The following is a 19,698-nucleotide window of genomic DNA, read 5'->3' as shown; positions in this document are numbered from 1 at the left end:
TGAGTCGGTTGTCGCTACTCATTGTCGGTATGTGTTATCGCTATTAGTTGTCAGTATTATTTTGCAAATCCACCTAGTGGTTTTAATAAAAGAGGCGCAAGCGCGGCATGTTTTTTTCTAAGTTCTTCAGGTAAGTCACCGAGATGTACCATACGTGTTGGCGTTGCTGCTGCAATCCAAGCTTCTGCGTGATCATTCCAGTTTTCAATGTGAATAAATGACGCTTCAAGATCTTTAAATCGTTCATAAACCATAATGTCACCTTGATCAGAGATATAGTACTGGTAGTTCAGCGTACCTTCTTCAGTTAATGCTCTTTTAACCTGAGAATCCATCACTGCTTTGAAATTTTCCAGTTGGCCTTCATTAAGTTTTGCTTCAACTATCCAACCAAAGTTTTCAAAGGTAGTTTGACCGTCTTTTTTAAGCATGCTGCCTTCAGCTTCTTCTCTTGCAAATCCACCTAATGGTTTTAACCAAAGTGGATCTAGCGCAGCGTGACGCTGTCTAACATCTTCAGGTAGCTCGCCCAGATGCACCATACGTGTAGCGGGTGCGGCTGCAAGCCAGCGCTCAGCATGAGCATCCCAATTTTCAATATGTTCGTGTGATGAGTCCGCATCTGCAAAACGCTCATAAACCATAATGTCGCCTGCATCAGAGAGGTAATATTGATAGTTTAGGGTACCTTTCTCAGTCAATGCTCTGTTTACTTGAGAATTCATTACCGCTTTAAAATTTTCCAATTCTCCTGCGTTTAATTTTGCTTCAACTATCCATCCGAAATTTTTAAACATTACTTTCTCCGCTATCATTATATTTGCCCTAAACATGTAAAGGGATGATTAAAAGGTGGAAGCAAAACTATTATTATCTGCTTCCTATCTATCGCTTAACATTTAAGTGATTAGATGATGTGACACAGCTTAACAGTACTCCTTCACGATGATAATCAACGAAAAAAGCGAATCAGTTTATAGAAAACGTTAATAATGAAGTATGACTTGGTGTGGATAGTAAAAAGGTATCAGGCATATGAAGGTGCTAATCCTGTTTAGTCTTTGAGCTCACAATAGTTACCATACCCCCGTCGATGCTTTCACAGTAAAACAATGAAATAAACAATTAACGAGCACTGAGTCTATGGTTTCTATAGAGGAGGGATTTCAGTTTGTGGGACTGTTAAAGCAAACTGTCATTTAGTAAAGAGTAATCGCTTCGTTTTATTAGCAGCTTTTTTATTTCAGGCTTTAAAGCGATCAGTGCCATCGATTATTTAGTTAGAGCATTTTCCATATTCCTTTAGAGATTACCTCAATTGCTACCTTCTAACTTATTCCCTTCACTTTCTCCTCATTTTATCGACCTTACCGCTAGATCTACTTCAAACGGAAAAATGTCCGAACGGGCTTATTATCAATATAAACTATAAAGTGATTTTAAATTTAGCCATATTATCAACAGTTTTATGTTTCAGTATACTGATCCACACAAACTTCAATCACTCACTAAGGTAAAAAATAAAATGAAAAAAATTATTATGGCAGCGGCTTTATTGATAGGTTTTACAACCTATCATGCTTATGCGGCTAAATTACAATCTGAATTATTCTTAAGCCTACCGGAAACATTTAATTCTCCTGCAAGTAGTGATTTTGATAAGGAAGGTAATATCTATTTTACGTCTCCCAACTTTCACAATGACGCATTAATCAAGTCCGGTGAGATGCAAAAACCAGCGCTACCAACGATTGGGAAAATAGACAAACTTAATAAATTAACGACTTGGTATACCTTTAAGGCTGAGGATATGGAGAAGTCTTCGGATAAGGTAGCCCCAATGGGCATAGGTTTTGGCCCTGATGGCAATGCTTATGTTGCGGATATGCAGTTGTGGTTTAATGGCGAATCAAGGTTGATAAGAATCAATGTAAAAGATGGCAAAGCGGTCAGTACGGATGTGGTTATCACTGGTTTCACATTTCCTAATGGCGCGGTATGGAAAGGTAATGAATTATTTGTTTCTGACACCGTTTTAAAATCTGAAAATGGCACAACTATCAGCGGAGTTTACAAATTTAATATCCAGGAACTAAGCGCGGACAAACCCATTCAAATTAAACCTTTTGTAAGTTATGAAGACAATGATGCACATTTATTTGAAACCTTTGAGTCAACAGGCTTACTTAATTTTGGTGCAAATGGTTTAACGATAGACGGTGACGGTAATCTTTATACTGCAATCATGGAAGAAGGTTCTGTTCATAAAACAACGATGGACAAAAACAATAAGAAGATTAAAACATCTATTTTTGCTACCGGCATGATAGCAACCGATGGCTTGAAATGGGATAAACGCACCAATAAAATTTATATTGCAGACCTATTTGCCAATGCAATCTACAGTATTGATATGAATGGCAAGCTTGAATTATTAGCACAAAATGGTGATACCGATGGATCTAATGGAGAGTTAGATGCCCCTGCTGAAGTGATTGTCAGAGGAGATGAAATTATAGTGACGAACTTTGATGCCGTCTTTGATAGTGCTGCAATGACAAATAAAACAGCAGAAAAACCAATTACCCTCTCAGTGATAAAATTAAAATAAATATGCCTGGAGGATAAAACCTCAATCTTCCACCATATTTTTTAAAATTGAAAAGTATCAACACAGCTGTTGATACTTTTTCTATTTAGGCCCCTGCAAGACAGTGCTTTATATCGCACAGTCAACTTATCTGAGCTAAACATTCAAAGCTAATTAAACCCGCCTTAACCTAAATACTAAATGTAACTAGCCCAACCTCATTCAACACAGCAATATTCATGACACCCCCTTTAAGCTGGGCTTTAAGTAAACTTAAAATAAGTCCTGTTTACTTCTTTTTAAGTGTGTGAAGTCGGTGTTATAGACTACAACTGCTGAAAGTATGATCTTAATAAAATCATTTTGGATAGGTTAATATTGGAAGTCTTTAAGATAATAACTGCGTGCTGTTTTTCTGTAAAAAGTCATCGAAACTATTGGACGGTTATTGTATCTTTCCTTTTGCTTGTATCATTTGAAATAAAGGAAGAGTGGTGTTTTACGATGTCTATAAGCTATCATTGATTAAGAAGTATTATATTATATTATTTTATTCCTATTAAAGAATAAAAAGGAACAAGTAGTGAAAAAAATAGCGGCTCCGTTAGACATGCTTAATGGAAGTAAGTTTAAGACCAATAAACATGGTTATGTGAGTGTTGTAGAATATTACAATTGTCATACTGTCATTGTTGCTTTTGAAAATACAGGTAACATTCGAGCTATTAGCGCAGCAAAACTCAGAAATGGTAACGTACCTGATCGTGACATTCCGCCTGAGTCAGTTTTGGTCGGTGAGCGAGTTAAATCCTTGAAACACGGATGGTTAACAATTACTAAGGTTGAGTCGGAAAACATTGTGTTAATGGTGAATGATCAAAATGAAGAAATTCAAATGTTGTTGCCTGCGGTACAAAAAATGAAAAATAAATTGAATGAAATGGAGGCAATAAAATCTGATCCGAATAAACCTATCTCATTGAAAGATCTAACAAAGAGAAATAAAAAAATCAATTCTATAGTGAAAAAAATGCTAACAGATTACGGTAGTTAATCCACTGTTCATCTTGTAACTACTTGTTTATTAAAGCTTACCTGGCTTTCTGTTTTTTTATCACTGTTAATCCTTCCCTTTTTATTCTTTTAAAATACCACATCACAACAAAAATCTATTGATGTGACATGCGTCGCAAGATCACTTTTGTTTCGCGACGTCCATCACGTTCGATTTTTTCTCATTCGGCTATGATTCGGCCAATCAATTAGGAAAGCAATCTTGCATTCAAGTTCACCAAACAAAGGAATAATGAGATGAAAAAAATACTAGTAGTGTGTGGAAATGGTTTAGGTACGTCATTGATGATGGAAATGGCTGTAAAAGATGTGGTGAAAAAAATAGGCCTTGATGCAATGGTTGATCACGAAGATTTATCTTCTGCTACTGGTAGCAAAGCTGACATTTGGGTTGCGGCTGCAGATGTTGCTGCGCAATTAAAAGAAGCGGGCAAGGAAAATATTATCAGCTTAGTTAATATTTTCGATAAAGCTTCAATTGAAGAACAGTTAAATACTATCCTAAACGATTAAGGTCATTATTATGGTTAATTTTTTTGAATTTATGCTTGGTTTATTAAAAGAACCAGCACTAATGGTTGGTCTTATTGCTTTCATTGGTTTAGTTGCTCAAAAAGCCGATACATCTACGATTTTAAAGGGAACTATTAAGACAGTAATGGGTTTTTTAATCCTTGGGTTCGGTGCTGGAGCGCTGATTGGGGCTTTAAATAACTTCTCAACTATATTCACTCAAGCTTTTGGCGTAAGCGGTGTAATTCCAAATAACGAAGCGATTGTAGCAATTGCACAAGAAGCTTTTGGTTATGAGATGGCACTTATTATGTTCTTTGCATTTGTTGTAAACATTGTATTAGCACGTATTACTCCATTGAAATATATTTTCCTAACTGGGCATCACACCATGTTTATGTCTATGTTGGTTGCTGTAATCCTTTCTACAGCAGATATCACTGGGGTTGCATTAGTTGCATTAGGCTCCACTATCGTTGGCTCATTGATGGTTATCATGCCTGCTATAGGACAAAAATATACTGAAAAAGTAATGGGTACAGATCAACTTGCTATTGGGCATTTCTCGACATTATCCTATGTAATTTCTGGTTATATCGGCAGTAAGTTTGGAGACACTTCTAAATCAACGGAAGAGATAAATGTACCAAAGAGCTTAATGTTCTTACGTGATACTCCGGTTGCAATTGCGACAACGATGGGAACCTTTTTCTTACTCGCTTCTATCGTTGCAGGTAGTGATTTTGTTGAAGAAATTTCAAATGGACAAAATTGGGTTGTATTTACCTTTATTCAATCTTTAACCTTTGCAGGTGGTGTATACATAGTATTGCAAGGTGTGAAGATGCTTATTGCTGAAATTGTACCTGCATTTAAAGGTATTTCAGATAAGTTAGTACCCGGCGCAAAACCAGCTTTAGATTGCCCTATGGTATTTCCAGTTGCACCAAATGCAGTGCTTATTGGTTTCTTATGTTCTTTCGCTGCAGGTCTTGTTGCGATGGGAATTCAAGGTGCTTTTGGTTGGACTATCATCGTGGCGGGTGTTGTACCTCACTTCTTTGTTGGTGGTGCTGCTGGCGTTTATGGAAATGCGACAGGTGGTTTACGTGGCGCGGTATTAGGGTCATTTACGCAAGGTTTATGTATTTCATTCTTACCAATGTTATTACTTCCTGTACTAGGTGGACTAGGCCTAGAAGCTACAACGTTTGCTGATTTTGACTTCGGTGTTGTCGGGCTTATTCTTGGATGGATGGTACAATGAGTCTATTTGATTTAATTGGTAATGACGGAATTGTTATTACCAACGAAGAAAACTTAAGTATTGATAATGCACTCGATTTGACCTGCTCTACACTCATTGCAAGGGGGAAAGTTAAGCCAAGTTATGCTGATGCGATCAAAGCAACACATAAAAAAATTGGTCCTTATTATGTGTTAGCACCTAAGATTGCAATGCCACATGCACGCCCTGAAGATGGAGTGAATGAAACTGCATTACAGCTGACTGTGTTTAAAAAAGGTGTCGATTTAGGATCTACTGATAATGGCGATGTATATTTCTCAATAACATTAGCGGCAGTAGATTCTGATGGTCATTTACTCACTATTATGGCTCTTTCAGAGTTATTCCAAAATGATGAGGATATTGAAAAGATCATCAATGCTGAAGATAAAGTAGAAATCATTAGGGTACTTAAAAAATACTAAGTTGAAATACTTAGTTATAGAGGGCGATAATAAAAATTATCGCCTTTAACCTCTTTAATACTTCCCCATCTAAAAATCTAATTCGGCTGAAAGTTACTTGTTAATCTCATGAAAGTTGAGTGTAAAACGAGAATTAAATCAAACAGTATTAGTGAACACTGAACACCGGGGCCTGTCATTGCATGTGAGCGGACTTGCATGGTACCAACTGATTTGATTACACAGAGCAAGTGGTGTGAAATAGCCAAACTAATCCAAACGCTATAAGTTATTAATTTAAGTATAAAGCGGCTTAATATCGTTCGGTATGTCATTCTAATTTTATATGTTAAAAAATGTATCTATCTCATTTGAAAAACTAAAAGTTAAAACTGTCAGTATTTTTTATGACTTAATAAAAATATTTCACTACAATTTATTAAACTTATAACCAATGCCATATACAGAACGGATCGGTTCTGCTTCTTCTGCTATTTGGTTAATCTTTTTACGGATATTTTTAATGTGTGTATCGATGTTGCGATCGGAGATATCCAAGGTATCGCTGTAAGCATAAACTAAGATTTCGTCTCGGCTAAAAACACGTCCGCTGTTTTCTAAAAAGAGCCGAAGTATTAAAAATTCTCTGGGAGTAAGATCTAAGAATTGACCTTTAAAGGTGACTTCAAATTCATTAATTTTCATCTCAAACTCTGAGTGTTTAATGCTATTAGCTGCATCCAACTCTGTATTATTATTGGTCACTCGACGTAGCACGGTTTTTACTCTTGCCATTACTTCTCTAGGGCTAAAGGGTTTACAAATATAATCATCTGCACCAAATTCTAATCCCAGTAATTTATCAATTTCTTCACCTTTGGCTGTGATCATAATAATCGGCAGTTGCGAGAAAGTTCTGATTTTTTTGCAGATTTCCAGTCCATCAATATCCGGCAGCATTAAATCGAGCAGTATTAGATCTACACTGTTTTCTTCAATAAAAGGGATCACTTCTTTACCGCTACTGAGGTGTTCAACCAGGTAACCATTGTTCTGACAATAGGCGATTAAGACCTCGGCAATATGAGCTTCATCTTCAACAATGAGAATTTTATGCTTATTCACTACGTATAACTCCTGTGTTCTGGCAGTGTAATATTAATACTGAGTCCGCCTAATGAGGAATCAGAAGTACTAATCTCGCCTTGGTGCGCATCGATAATTTGTTTACATAAAGCTAACCCTAACCCCGACCCTCCGTAACCACGGTTACGAGAGGGTTCTACACGATAAAAGCGTTCAAACAATTTATCTTGGATAGCTAATGGTACGCCCGGAGCGGAGTCTTGTATTTGAATATGTAGTTGCTTAGCAATAATTTGAGCTGAAATCTGAATTTGCCCACTTGCATCCGTATAACGGCAACAATTCTCAAACAGGTTAACAAATAACTGCCTTATCCTATCCTTATCGGCTAATACGCTACATTTTTTATCTGCCATCAGTTGTGCCAACTGTGAACAATCTACATAGAGCTTTTTTTGTTCAAATTTGGCAGTAAAGCTATCTGCTACTTGCAGTAATATTTGAATCGGATTGAGCGGTTGTTTTTTATAAGTAAGTCCACCAACGTCAGTGATAGATAGCTGATACAGGTCATTAACAATATTGCTCATACTGTCTATCTGGTCGATGAATAACTGCACGCGTTGTTCATCTGCTATAAATACACCATCTTGAATACCGATCAACTGACCTCTTAACACGGTCAATGGTGTTTTTAATTCATGGGTCACATCTGACATCCATTTAAAGCGGTTATTCTGATTTTTGTCTAAGGTTTCAGCTAATACATTAACGTTATCGGACAGCAAGGCGAGTTCATCATTGGTTTTCTTTTCAATTCGAAGGCGGTAATTACCTCGAATCAAGGTATAAGTGCCATCGATAAGAGAGCTAATTGGCGCCAGCAGGTGTCTTGAAAATAACCAAGCGGTGATTAAAGCTAGTGCAATAACCATCAGCGCGATGATGTAATAATTTTTGTATTGTTGTGCTAAAAATTCATTTCCTGGGCTGCCTTCGACAAGCTCAGAGGGCACTAAACTCAGCCAGCCTATTATTTTTCCATTGAGCTCAATGACTTCGCTATAGGGGTTGTCAGTTATTAAGTCTCTACCAATAATAACTTGTTTATCAACATCATATAAGCTCAATCTTTTTTGTGTTTGCAACAAACTACTTAAGGCGAGTAGGTTGTCATTAGTTTCAGTGGCATTTTGTCTGTTGCTCGTTGGTGTTGAATCCGCAGCATTGCTGTTTACTTTAGCGCCTAGCATCTCTTTCCAGAGAGGTTCATTGCCTTTGAGCCGTTGCCAACTGCCGTTATCTCGATAATAAGAGACAATTCTGCTTTTCAAATTTGAAACTTGTTTATGCTCTGCCTCATTCACAAAATCATTAAAGCTGGTGGATAAATTAACGGTAATTAAAGACAGCATTAATCCCACAGCAACAAAGCTGGTAATGCAAAATGCAAAGAAAAATTTATAAAATAACTTCACGTCATTTCCTTCTTATGCTACTGATTAAAAATAGGTTAACTTATCTTTTATTGATAGTAGTTGTTCAATACTCACCATTTTAAAGCTAGCTAGATGCTCTCTTAGTCTCGCGCAAGTGCGTCAACAGGGTTTAATTTGGCGGCATTGCGTGCAGGTAAATAACCAAATAAAACACCGATTAAAGTTGAGCAAGCAAATGCGGTAATGATTGAATTTGTTGAATAAATCATTTGAAAGTCACTGCTGCTCGAGGCAAAGATAAGGCCAATTAAAAAAGCCAATGAAATACCCAAAATACCACCGCAAATACAGACTAAAACCGCTTCAATTAAAAATTGTCGTAAAATATCATGCTTACGAGCACCTACTGCCATTCGAATACCTATTTCACGGGTACGTTCAGTTACTGACACTAACATAATATTCATAACACCAATGCCCCCTACAATCAGAGATATAAACGCTATGGTTGAAATAAGCATGGTCATCGTCGCTGACGTTTTTTCAATATTTTCTCGAATAGTATCGGTATTAACAGTAAAAAAGTCTTCCACACCATGGCGCATCTTAATTAGCTTAATAATACCCTGTTCAGCAGCGGTGCTAGATACGCTGTCATTAATTCGTACAGTAATATCATTAACATCATTTTGTCTGAAAATACGTGCTGACACAGTGGTGTAAGGGATCCATACATTTAATGCATCAGTGTTGCCAAAGGCACTTTCTCTTGGTTCTGTTACCCCAATTACTCGTACGGGTAGTTGACCTAGAAATATTACTTTACCGAGTGCTGATTCTTTTGGGAACAAAGAGGCGACAGTGTTTGAGTCAATTACTGCCACTTGAGCGAGATCATCAACGCTATTTTCATCAAAATATTGGCCTTGCGCTAAAGTGTAACCCTTTACTCTAAAATACTCCGAACCTACACCTTGTACTTCACCGGTGAGGGCTTGGTTGCTATAGCGAATTGCCACATCAGCTCTCACTGTGGGCGTAACACTATCAACAAATGGTAATGTTTTGAGAATCTCTGCATCACTGGCTGTTAACGTGCGTATTCGACCAGAACGGCGATCACCCAGTCCATTACCGGGTTTAATTTCAATCGTGTTGGTGCCCATTGATGCCATATTTTCAAGAACCGTTTGTTGAGAGCCGTTACCCAGAGCGACAACGGAAACAACGGATGCGATACCAATAATAATGCCAAGCATGGTTAGAAACGTACGCAGTTTATGACTAGACATGGCAGTTAATGCCATTTTTAGCGCTTCAAGATAACGTGTCCAATCAAATAAACTGTTTTTTGGGATAGTCGCCTTTTTCTCTTTTTTAAATTCGACGGCATTAATTGTTTCCGTTTTTGGGTTAGTGACTGTATCACTTTTTATTTCACCGTCTTTTATCTCAATAATACGATCAGCGAACTTCGCAACCTGTAAGTCATGGGTCACTAAGATAATGGTATGACCGTCTTTATGTAATTCTTGTAACAGCTTCATCATTTCTTCGCCGCTGCTACTATCAAGTGCACCTGTTGGTTCATCTGCTAAAATAACGTCGCCACCATTGACCAGTGCACGTGCAACACTGACTCGTTGCTGCTGGCCACCACTTAATTGACTTGGTTTGTGATCAAGCCTGTCACTCAACCCTAATCGAGTCAGCAATGCTTCAGCTTTTGCTCGACGAGTTGCTTTATCTTCACTGGCGTATAATGCTGGTACTTCCACATTCGCGACGGCAGAAAGGTCACCCAGTAGATGATAACGCTGAAATATAAAACCAAAATATTCACGGCGCAGTGCCGCTAATTGGTCTTCATCCATTTTAGACGTATCTTGACCATTAATCAGATACTGGCCTGCCGAAGGCTTGTCCAAACAGCCTAAAATATTCATTAAGGTTGACTTGCCTGAACCTGATGCTCCAACAATAGCGATCATTTCGCCTCTGTGAACTTTTAAACTCACGTTATTTAACACGGTAAGATCTTGTTCTCCAGCGCTAAATGTTCGACTGACACCTGCAATTTCAAGTAGTACTTCACTCATAGATTAAAGCCCCGCTTGTTTTTGACGGCCACCGGCCTGACGGCTAGAGGTAGTGGCTTGATTTGCAGAAGATTGGCCGAGGATAATTTCGTCACCTTCTTCAAGTCCTGATAATATTTGTGCATTAACACTGTTATTGATGCCAACTTCAACATCACGGTACTCGACTTTATTATCTACTTTGACAGGTACTTGATAGCTATTCTGTTTGTTGGGCGTTTTGGTCAGTACTTGAGCTGGAACCTGTAATACATCTGCAGCACTGTCTAAAATAATCGAGACCTGTGCCGTCATACCAATACGTAATAGCCGATCAGGGTTGTCGACATCAAATAATGCATTGTAATAAATAGCATCACTGTCACCTATGCTCAGCTGACTATCATCGCCAGTCAATAACGTAGGACCAGGCTCAATTGCACGTAATACTGCCGTGTATTTTTGTTTAGTATCACCAAGAATTGAAAAGTAAACCTGTTGCCCTGGTTTTATATGAATAACGTCTGCTTCTGATACTTCAGCTTTAATGGTCATGGTTGTAAGCTGCGCAAGTTCAACAATACTAGGTGTTTCTTGATTGTTGCTGATAGTTTGACCTTGTTGTGCAGAAATATAAATAACAGTGCCATCGATAGGCGCAACGATGGTCGTATAACCCAATTCTAATTTGGCGTTATCGACACTGATCAACGCTTGTTCTTTTTGCGCTTCGATTTGTTCTAGTTCTGCGCTATATACGGTTAACGTTGCCTGCGCCGTGTCGAAAATGGACTGCGAAGCCACACCATTTTTAAACATTTTTTGTTGGCGTTCAAATTCTGCTGTTGCTTCATATATTTGTGCTTGTTTTGCTCGGTATTGAGCATTGATAATACTAAGTGACGCTTGCGCTTCTTTTAACGTATTTTTTTGCGTCAAATTGTCTATTTGGGCAATTAAATCACCTTTTTTAACCTGATCGCCGAGATTAACTGCAATATTGTCTATTTGTCCTGAAGCTTGAGAACCTACATCAACGAGGGTATAGGGATAAAGTACGCCATTTGTTAGGACTACATTTTCTATATTGCCTTTTTTCACAAAGTCGGTAGTAAAAACAAGGTTTTGCTCATTTTCTGCAAAGTAGTATTTAATCGAGAAACCAACTCCAACAGCGAACAATATTAATATCGTTAGATTCTTTATTTTTTTATTCATGACTGATCCAATCTTATTAGTAAAAGTAGAAGTGCTTCTATGAAAGCGATTAGGGAAAGTATAAGGGGCAAATATGGTCAAAATATGGAGATTAAAAAATAAATTAACTATATGTATTTAAATAACTATTTTTATTTTTTATGTGATTTTGTGGTAATTGTGTAGATGTGCTTTCGTACACCACATTATTCAATGTGACTGCATTAATGATATTGAGCAATAGCGTATTGAACATGAAATACTGATAACTAAAAGGGGGGCAACAATCTTTTATCTACTTAAACTTACCTAGGTCACATTCGTGTTCATTTCTGCTCATTTAACGTGTTCAAAAGCATGTTTTTTTCTTGAGAATGTTTAATCCGTGTTAATGAGGTGTAATCTCCTTGTTATAAGTTGCTCTATTTATAACGGGCAATATTTGTAAAGTGTTTAGGTCCTATACTGCGATCTTATGAGCGGCTTGATAAGCCACTTTATAGCTGTTTTGTTGAATCATCTCCTTCGAGTGAAAGCCTTAATCGCCAATCCTTTTCACTGTTAATACTGCATTAATACAACCTGCTGAGCTTATCAATATACACATTTTAGCCTGATTATTTATTCAGGTCAGTGACTATTGAGCGGTGAAAGTAATGGTTGAAATAAAAGAGAGTAAGTAATGTTTTTGGAACAAATACAGCGGGTTAATAAATTAATGCTAGGCGGAATTTAATGCGCGCAAAAGCCAGGTATTTTGGTATTGGATTTAGACTTGTCTTTGCCTTCAGTGTGTTGGCCTTTTCGACTATTTTAGTGTCCAGTGTTTCCTATTCAACCTTTAATGAAACCTTAAATCGACTGACTGAAATTCAACAGGAAGATATGGTTTCTTTAGAGGAAGCCGCGCGTCTTAATGACCTTGCTCGTACCATCATTTCTACTTCTTTTATTATTCTTTCCGCTGAATCGGACCAAGAGCGTGACCAGGCAATGCAAGAAATTGAGCGTTCACTGTCCACGATGAGTGAGTTGATGGTTGATTTTCCAGATTATAATCAATACTTTAAAAACCTTATTAATCAGATTAATTACAACTTAAGTCTGCTTTACACTAATGAAGTCAAAATGCAGGTATTAAATACACAGTTCAAAGATCTGCTGAGTGGGCTATTCCCCTTTTTGATTGCAACGGATCAATGGTTATCGCAGTTAAATGATACAAAAAAAACAGCGATTAACCACAATGAATTACGCAGATTATTACATTACCAATTTGGTTTAGCTGAAAAGCTTTATAACGACCTGACATTTAACGAGTTGGATAACACTATTTTACGCTTAGAAAAAGTAGGCAGTAATTGGTGGGAGTTTTGGCAAGCAGGACAATTAGAAAATACTGACCCATCCCTTAATAAGCGGCTTGTTTTCATTAATAATATGATGTCTCGGCAGGGCAAATTATTTAACTTAAAAAACCAACAGATTGATTTAAATTACCAACAGAAATTCCTTTGGGGCAATAGCCGGTTGCAGTTACATCAATTAGCAGTACAAGTAGAAAGTTATGCCAAACGGGTTAATCAGCAAGTGGATTCGGAAATAGATGCGACTGAACAACGGTTATTAAAAAACATGAAGTTAGCATTGTCTGTCTCCTTCTTTAGCCTGTGTGCCGCGGTCTTTTTCTCTTGGTTTTATGTTAGAAATAACATTCTGCAACGGATTCGTGATTTGCAGTCAAGTATGCGCTTAATCTCTTCTGGAAAATTGAATACACCGATTCAAATTAAAGGTCATGATGAAATAACAGAAATGGCTAAAGATGTACTTTTGTTTCAAGCTAATTCACTGAAGCTTGAACAAACCAATAAGCAATTAATTACCCTGCAAAATGAGCTAGTCCAGTCCGGAAAGTTAGCTGCATTAGGTGGACTGAGTGTGGGAATTACCCATGAAATCAATCAACCGTTAACTGCGGTTAATAGTCATTTGCACAGTGCGTCGATTTGGTTGGAAAGGCAGCAGCTGGACAAAGTAAAAAATAGTCTGTGCAAGATAGAAAAGTTAATCGCTAAAACCTCTGTTATTACCCAGCATTTAAAATCATTTGCCCGTAAATCAGATGGGAAACTTGAAAAGGTCTGCGTCAGTAGCGTGATCACAGAAGCATTAGAGTTGTTATCAAGCCGCATTGATTATGGTAAATGTAAGATCAGCTATGTCCCGTTAGACAACTATTTTGTGTCGGCGAATGCTATTCGTCTTGAGCAGGTTATGGTGAATATTATTGCCAATGCATTAGATGCAGTGGAAGGCGTTGATGATGCACATATACATATTTATGTCACTGAAAGTGATCACTCACTTTGCATTAAGGTGAAGGATAACGGTGAAGGTATTATCAGTGAAGACCTGCCGCATATCTTTGATCCTTTTTTCACTAAGAAGATGGTTGGTAAAGGATTAGGGCTAGGTTTATCCATTACTTTTAACATTATTAAAGATTTCAATGGCAACTTGTCTGTGCAATCAGAGCGAGGAAAAGGTGCGACCTTCACCATTGAATTAAAGAAACTCAACGAGGAGTGTTCTAGCGATGCAAAATACTAAAATAGTGGTGCTGATTGATGATGAAATAGACGTGATTGAAGCGTTAACAGAGATGCTTGAATTAGAGGGGTTTGAAGTTTTCCCCTTCACTGACCCCAAACTCGCTTTACGTTCTTTGAGGCCAGACAGTCATTGTGTTGTCTTATGTGATGTGAAAATGCCGCATATTGATGGTTTAACGTTGTTGGATGCCATTAATAAACGCGTCACCAATTTGCCGGTGTTATTAATGAGTGGACACGGTGATATTCCGATGGCGACGCAAGCAATTAAAAATGGTGCCTATGACTTTTTAGAAAAACCGTTAGTGCCTTCTGATTTAATCGTTAAATTAAATGATGCCTTTGCTAAACGCCAGTTCGATGACCCCGATAATGCGCTTGAGCATAATAGTTCTCCAACTATTGAAGAGTTTGTGATTGGCGAATCGCGCAGTATTGAGCTGATCCGCCAACAAATATTAGTGCTAGCAAAAAGTGGTGTTGATACCATTATTAATGGTGATACCGGTACCGGCAAAGAGGTCGTTGCTAATGCTCTGCATCAATTTAGTGTACGAAAAGAGCAGCCTTTTGTGGCCATTAATTGCGGCGGGATGACTGAAAGTATTATTGAAAGTGAGTTATTTGGACATGAGTTAGGGTCATTTACGAATGCCAGTAAACAACGAATTGGAAAAATTGAGCTAGCTAATAACGGCACGCTTTTTTTAGATGAAATTGAAAGTATGCCTATCTCAGTGCAGATAAAACTTTTACGTGTTTTGCAGGAAAGGGTGGTTGAACGAGTCGGTGGTAATCAATTGATACCTGTTAATATTGTGGTGGTGGCTGCAAGTAAAGCAAATTTAGAAGAACTCAGTAACCAAGGTCTGTTTAGAAAAGATCTGTTTTATCGTTTAAATGTGGCCAGCATCAATATCCCCAAATTAAAAAAACGTGTGGAAGATGTACACCCGTTATTTTGTCATTTTGTGAAAAAGTCCTGTCAAAAATTTCAAACTCAACCGCCTATTTTATTGTGTGAGCAATTACGTGCTCTGAATATGCATGATTGGCCAGGTAATACGCGAGAGCTAAGAAATGTCGCAGACAGATTTGTTTTAGGCATTGATGGGCAAGGCTTTAACCTACAAAAAACAACCTCAGAAACAGAGCCTGAAGGATTCGATTTTGACCTACAAATGGAAGGCTATGAAAAAGCATTGTTATTAGAAGCACTAGCAAAATCAGAAGGTAATATTAATGCTTCTTCAGAGCAATTAAACCTGCCTAGAAAAACGCTATACCGTAAGTTAAAAAAATATAACATCAACAAATTTGACTTTAGAGTGAGCGCAACAAAAGAGACATAAGTGACCCATTCTTCCTTTGAAAGCATTAAATTAGTTGACTTTATTGACTCAAAAAATAGAGTTTTTTATTTGTATTTAATTTAAGTTATTGATTAATAGTTATTTTTTATGTTGGCATTTGGCTTGCTATAGGTTATGCCTGCTCAATAGCTTATGTCTGGTGAATACCTCTGCGACATTGTAATAAGTTTCAGAGCAGACCAATAGATAACCTGATACGAGCATGACAATCTCATAACTAAAAGGAAGTAAAATGAATAAATTATACAAAGGATTACTACTCGCAGGCGCATTAACTGTGCCGACATTAGCGATTGCTGATGAGTGTACAAATCGCGGTGTATTAGATGATAGATACTGTGATGAAAATAATGATTTAGTGGCAGATTCACCTAAAGATCCTGAACAGTGGCGAGACCCAAGTACTTTAGTATTTACTTACACACCTGTTGAAGATCCCGCTGTTTATAAAGATGCTTTCAAAGATTTCCAAGAACACCTCAGTAAAGTTACAGGCAAGCGTGTTGTTTATTACACAGTACACTCTAATTCTGCTCAAGTTGAAGCGATGCGTTCAGGACGTTTACATATTGCAGGGTTTTCTACGGGGCCAACAGGTTATGCCGTTAATCTAGCGGGTTATGTGCCGATTGCGGTAAAAGGTACTGCGGAAGGTTTCCAAGGTTATAATTTGATTACTATTACTCGAAAAGACAGTGGCATTGATGAAATGGCAGATCTAAAGGGTAAAAAGGTTGCACATACTTCTGCTTCTTCTAACTCTGGTAACTTAGCACCGCGTGCTTTATTCCCTGCTTTAGGTATCGTGCCAGATAAAGACTATAAAGTGTTGTACTCAGGTAAGCATGACCAATCTATATTAGGTGTGTTTAATGGCGATTATGATGCTGCACCAGTCGCTTCAGATGTGTACGACCGTATGGTGGCTGCGGACCGTGTTGATGATGAAAACATTAAAATTATTTACCGTAGTCCAAAATTCCCAACCTCTGCATTTGGTTATGCAAATGATCTTAACCCTGAGCTTGTTAAAAAAATAGAGAGTGCCTTCTCAACTTACCGCTTTACACCGGAAATGAGTGCTACGTTTAAAGGAGCAGATAGATTTGCACCTATTACCTATAAACAAGACTGGGGTGTGATCCGCGATATCGCGCATGCTACCGGCACTGCTTATACAAAAGCTGGTTTACAAAAATTAGCTGAACAGAATGCTGCTAAGAAAGCCGCAAAAAAAGCAGCAGCTTTAGCCGCTGAAAAATAATAAAACTACATAAGTAATAGGCTGAAAATAGATCTTCGGCCTATTTTACCAATCTAACGAATTATCCGTTCATTTATGCCTGTGAATATGAATCAAAGCGTTATTATTGAATTGTAATGAGAACAACTCGTTGCTGTCATCAATACCTTTTTTCATCACTTTTCATTGGCATCAAAATAGATCATTTATTAAATTAAATTGGTATTACTTAGCATTTCTGTTGATACAAGGAATTGTCACCATGGCATCTACAAGTTCTAACGCAATTAAAATTAACGATCTTCATCATGAATATATCGCTGGTAAACCTGTCCTTAAAGGCATCAATATTGATATTAATGAATCTGGCATCGTAGCCATTATTGGCCCTTCAGGCACAGGTAAAAGTACATTATTAAAATGTATCAATCGTTTAAATGACCCTAGCAGTGGTGAAATCTTATTTGACGGCGCTGATTTAACTAAACTTCAAGGTAAAGCATTACGCAAGATGCGTAGACACATAGGCATGGTATTCCAAGAATATAACCTGGTGGAGCGATTGACAGTTTTAGAAAACGTATTGAGTGGACGCTTAGGTTATATGAGTTCTTGGGATGCGTGGCGTCGTAACTATAAACCGGAAGATTTAAAACATGCCTTTGAATTATTAGAGGTGGTTGGATTAACTGACTTTGCAAATCAACGAGCCGATGGATTATCCGGTGGACAACGACAAAGAGTTGGTATCGCCAGAGCCGTAATGCAGGGACCTTATCTATTATTAGCTGATGAGCCAACTTCTTCATTAGATCCAAAAACAGCTGTTGAAATCATGGAGCTAATGGAAACCTTTGCACAACGTAATGATATTCCTGTGTTACTTAATATCCATGATGTAAATCTGGCTAAACGTTACGCTAAAAGAATCATTGGTATGTCCAATGGTAAAGTGCATTACGATGGTCCACCTGAAGATATTAGTGAGGCTGATCTGAAAGTCATTTATGGAGGTGAGTCATGGATGGATTAGCCAAATCTAGCACTAGGCATGCGGTTAACCCATTTAAAGCCTCGTTATTAAATCGTGCGCTGTGGGTAGTTGTAATTGCTTATATTTTTTACAGTGCCAGTTCATTAGGGTTATCATTAGAGCGAATTTTATTAGGATTTAGCGAGAGTGAGCGCTTGCTAACAAGAATGTTTCCACCAGACTTTTCTCGTGTTGGTTTGTTGATGGATGGGGTGGCTGAAAGCTTACAAATTGCCATTATTTCTAGTTTTTTTGGTATCGTTATTTCATTGTTTATTGGCCTTTTAGCGGCTCGTAATATGATGCCTATTATGATCACTGCTCCGGTACGTGCCTTTATTGCGCTGTGTCGTTCATTTCATCCCGTTATCATCGCTATTATTTTTGTTAAAGCGGTTGGTTTTGGTGCGTTAGCTGGGATCTTAACGCTGATATTTGCATCCATTGGTTTTATCGCTAAATTATTTGCTGAAGCAATTGAAGAGATTTCATTTAACTCGGTAGAAGCGATTAAAGCGACCGGGGCAAGTTTCTTTAGTGTGATTATTTATGCTGTTATGCCACAGGTATTTACCCGTTTTATCGGTTTCGCCAGTTACCAGTTAGATTCAAATTTAAGAAACTCAACCATGGTTGGCATTGTTGGCGCTGGTGGTTTAGGCGGGACTTTATTCTCAGCCTTCCAACGCTTTGATTACGATTTTGTCTCTGCCATTTTAATTACCATTATCGCTATTATTCTGGTTGGTGAAATGCTCTCAAATTTAGTTAGAAGGATTTTCTAATGACAACTTCAAGTATCGATTTAGAGTGGAAAAGATTTACATTACAGGAAAGGATCTCGCGTTTTGCGGTTTATTTGGTGATCGTGGTTTCGCTAGTATGGTCATGGCAAAGTGTAGAGGTGATTGAAGAGTTTTTATACGATGCACCAGAGCAATTGTTGGATATGTTTCAACGGATGACACCGCTAGATTACGCATTTTACCCTAGTTCAATTCATAATGCGTTAATTGAAACATTACATATTGCTACGCTAGGTACACTGATTACATTAATTTTTGCTGTGCCTTTAGCCTTATTAAATGCACCTAATATAACCCCTAGTAAAACACTGAATTGGATTGCACAATTCTTTTTAGTGGCAACACGATCTATTAACTCATTAGTTTGGGCTTTGTTATTTATTGCCTTGTTTGGACCTGGTGTTATTGCTGGGATAATGGCTATCGCGATTCGTAGTATTGGTTTTGTGGGTAAATTATTATCTGAAGCATTGGCTGAAGTGAATATGGGCACCATTGAAGCTTTGAAAGCAACGGGAGCACCTTGGGGCAGTATTTTAGTAAAAGGTTATTGGCCGCAGGTGATGCCTGCATTTTATTCAATTGTACTATTTAGATGGGATATTAATGTACGTGAATCGGCGGTATTAGGTTTAGTAGGTGCTGGTGGTATCGGTGTGGTACTGAATGATGCGCAAAACTTATTCCAATGGCAAAAAGTAGCGATGGTGTTAGTAAGTATCTTTGCGGTTGTTATTGTTGCTGAGATTGTTGCTATTCAGATCCGTAAACGATTGATATAGCTGCTTGCTGATAGAAATAGTTGTTGATGGGAATGAAACGCTATAAACGTTTTAATACATATCAGTACTTATTGCTGTTGTTAAAGTGACGGTTATCGTGATTGTTAACAGTCAGATAGGTCATCTTTTTATGTTGTTCTATTTAAAGGCGTATTTTACTCAAGATGTTACTCATTA

General features: G+C 37.7%; 16 protein-coding genes. 11 read left to right on the top strand and 5 right to left on the bottom strand.

Annotation, left to right across the window (positions count from 1 at the left end; translation table 11 throughout):
• Positions 1-56 precede the first annotated feature (56 nt).
• The gene (locus H5084_RS00355) at positions 57-797 is read right to left on the bottom strand and encodes a putative quinol monooxygenase (RefSeq protein WP_028868011.1); all 741 of its coding nucleotides are present in this window, start codon (positions 795-797) and stop codon (positions 57-59) included.
• A 728-nt stretch (positions 798-1,525) separates the two neighbouring features.
• Between H5084_RS00355 and H5084_RS00350 the strand changes: the two genes are divergently transcribed.
• The 5 genes from H5084_RS00350 to H5084_RS00330 all read left to right on the top strand — a co-directional run bounded on the left by H5084_RS00350 (position 1,526) and on the right by H5084_RS00330 (position 5,890).
• Positions 1,526-2,611 carry an SMP-30/gluconolactonase/LRE family protein gene (locus H5084_RS00350; protein WP_028868010.1) on the top strand — a complete coding sequence of 362 codons (1,086 nt, stop codon included), beginning with the start codon at positions 1,526-1,528 and terminating at the stop codon, positions 2,609-2,611.
• 562 nt (positions 2,612-3,173) lie between these two features.
• Positions 3,174-3,644: a hypothetical protein gene (locus tag H5084_RS00345; protein ID WP_028868009.1), complete on the top strand. Its 471-nt coding sequence runs from the start codon at positions 3,174-3,176 to the stop codon at positions 3,642-3,644.
• 257 nt (positions 3,645-3,901) lie between these two features.
• Positions 3,902-4,177: a PTS sugar transporter subunit IIB gene (locus H5084_RS00340; protein WP_028868008.1), complete on the top strand. Its 276-nt coding sequence runs from the start codon at positions 3,902-3,904 to the stop codon at positions 4,175-4,177.
• A 10-nt stretch (positions 4,178-4,187) separates the two neighbouring features.
• Complete coding sequence (locus tag H5084_RS00335) at positions 4,188-5,444, top strand: PTS ascorbate transporter subunit IIC (protein WP_028868007.1); 1,257 nt, start codon at positions 4,188-4,190, stop codon at positions 5,442-5,444.
• Positions 5,441-5,890 (top strand): PTS sugar transporter subunit IIA, encoded by a 450-nt coding sequence (locus H5084_RS00330; RefSeq protein ID WP_182689175.1) that lies wholly within the window; start codon positions 5,441-5,443, stop codon positions 5,888-5,890. The genes H5084_RS00335 and H5084_RS00330 overlap by 4 nt, the downstream gene beginning before the upstream one ends.
• A 408-nt stretch (positions 5,891-6,298) precedes the next feature.
• Here the strand turns inward: H5084_RS00330 and H5084_RS19880 are convergent, their stop codons facing one another.
• The 4 genes from H5084_RS19880 to H5084_RS00310 all read right to left on the bottom strand — a co-directional run bounded on the left by H5084_RS19880 (position 6,299) and on the right by H5084_RS00310 (position 11,690).
• Positions 6,299-6,994, bottom strand: a complete 696-nt coding sequence (locus tag H5084_RS19880) for a response regulator (RefSeq protein WP_182689174.1) — start codon at positions 6,992-6,994, stop codon at positions 6,299-6,301.
• A complete protein-coding gene (locus tag H5084_RS19875) occupies positions 6,994-8,433 on the bottom strand; it encodes an ATP-binding protein (protein ID WP_220485857.1) in 1,440 nt (479 codons plus the stop codon). Before H5084_RS19875 ends, H5084_RS19880 begins: the two co-directional genes overlap by 1 nt.
• 101 nt (positions 8,434-8,534) lie before the next feature.
• Entirely contained in the window at positions 8,535-10,493 is a 1,959-nt protein-coding gene (locus H5084_RS00315; protein WP_182689173.1) for a MacB family efflux pump subunit, read from the bottom strand.
• A 3-nt stretch (positions 10,494-10,496) separates the two neighbouring features.
• A complete protein-coding gene (locus H5084_RS00310) occupies positions 10,497-11,690 on the bottom strand; it encodes an efflux RND transporter periplasmic adaptor subunit (RefSeq protein WP_182689172.1) in 1,194 nt (397 codons plus the stop codon).
• Positions 11,691-12,404: 714 nt separating this feature from the next.
• On the opposite strand from H5084_RS00310, the gene H5084_RS00305 reads away from it, so the two are divergent.
• From H5084_RS00305 to phnE (H5084_RS00280), 6 genes are all read left to right on the top strand, one after another.
• Positions 12,405-14,282, top strand: coding sequence for an ATP-binding protein (locus H5084_RS00305; RefSeq protein ID WP_182689171.1), 1,878 nt, complete (start codon positions 12,405-12,407; stop codon positions 14,280-14,282).
• On the top strand, positions 14,269-15,636 hold the full coding sequence (locus tag H5084_RS00300; RefSeq protein ID WP_182689170.1) for a sigma-54 dependent transcriptional regulator: 1,368 nt from the start codon (positions 14,269-14,271) through the stop codon (positions 15,634-15,636). The genes H5084_RS00305 and H5084_RS00300 overlap by 14 nt, the downstream gene beginning before the upstream one ends.
• Before the next feature lie 253 nt (positions 15,637-15,889).
• Complete coding sequence (gene phnD, locus H5084_RS00295; RefSeq protein WP_182689169.1) at positions 15,890-16,921, top strand: phosphate/phosphite/phosphonate ABC transporter substrate-binding protein; 1,032 nt, start codon at positions 15,890-15,892, stop codon at positions 16,919-16,921.
• A 241-nt stretch (positions 16,922-17,162) separates the two neighbouring features.
• A complete protein-coding gene (gene phnC / locus H5084_RS00290) occupies positions 17,163-17,933 on the top strand; it encodes a phosphonate ABC transporter ATP-binding protein (RefSeq protein ID WP_028868552.1) in 771 nt (256 codons plus the stop codon).
• Positions 17,921-18,718 carry a phosphonate ABC transporter, permease protein PhnE gene (gene phnE / locus H5084_RS00285; RefSeq protein ID WP_028868553.1) on the top strand — a complete coding sequence of 266 codons (798 nt, stop codon included), beginning with the start codon at positions 17,921-17,923 and terminating at the stop codon, positions 18,716-18,718. The genes phnC and phnE (H5084_RS00285) overlap by 13 nt, the downstream gene beginning before the upstream one ends.
• A complete protein-coding gene (phnE, locus tag H5084_RS00280) occupies positions 18,718-19,521 on the top strand; it encodes a phosphonate ABC transporter, permease protein PhnE (RefSeq protein WP_182689168.1) in 804 nt (267 codons plus the stop codon). Before phnE (H5084_RS00285) ends, phnE (H5084_RS00280) begins: the two co-directional genes overlap by 1 nt.
• Positions 19,522-19,698: the final 177 nt, after the last annotated feature.

It is taken from the genome of Psychromonas sp. SR45-3 (assembly GCF_014163575.1).
In the GTDB taxonomy this organism is placed as follows: Bacteria; Pseudomonadota; Gammaproteobacteria; order Enterobacterales; family Psychromonadaceae; genus Psychromonas; species Psychromonas arctica.
Note: the sequence above shows the minus strand (reverse complement) of the source record. Positions and strands in the feature narration are given on the sequence as shown.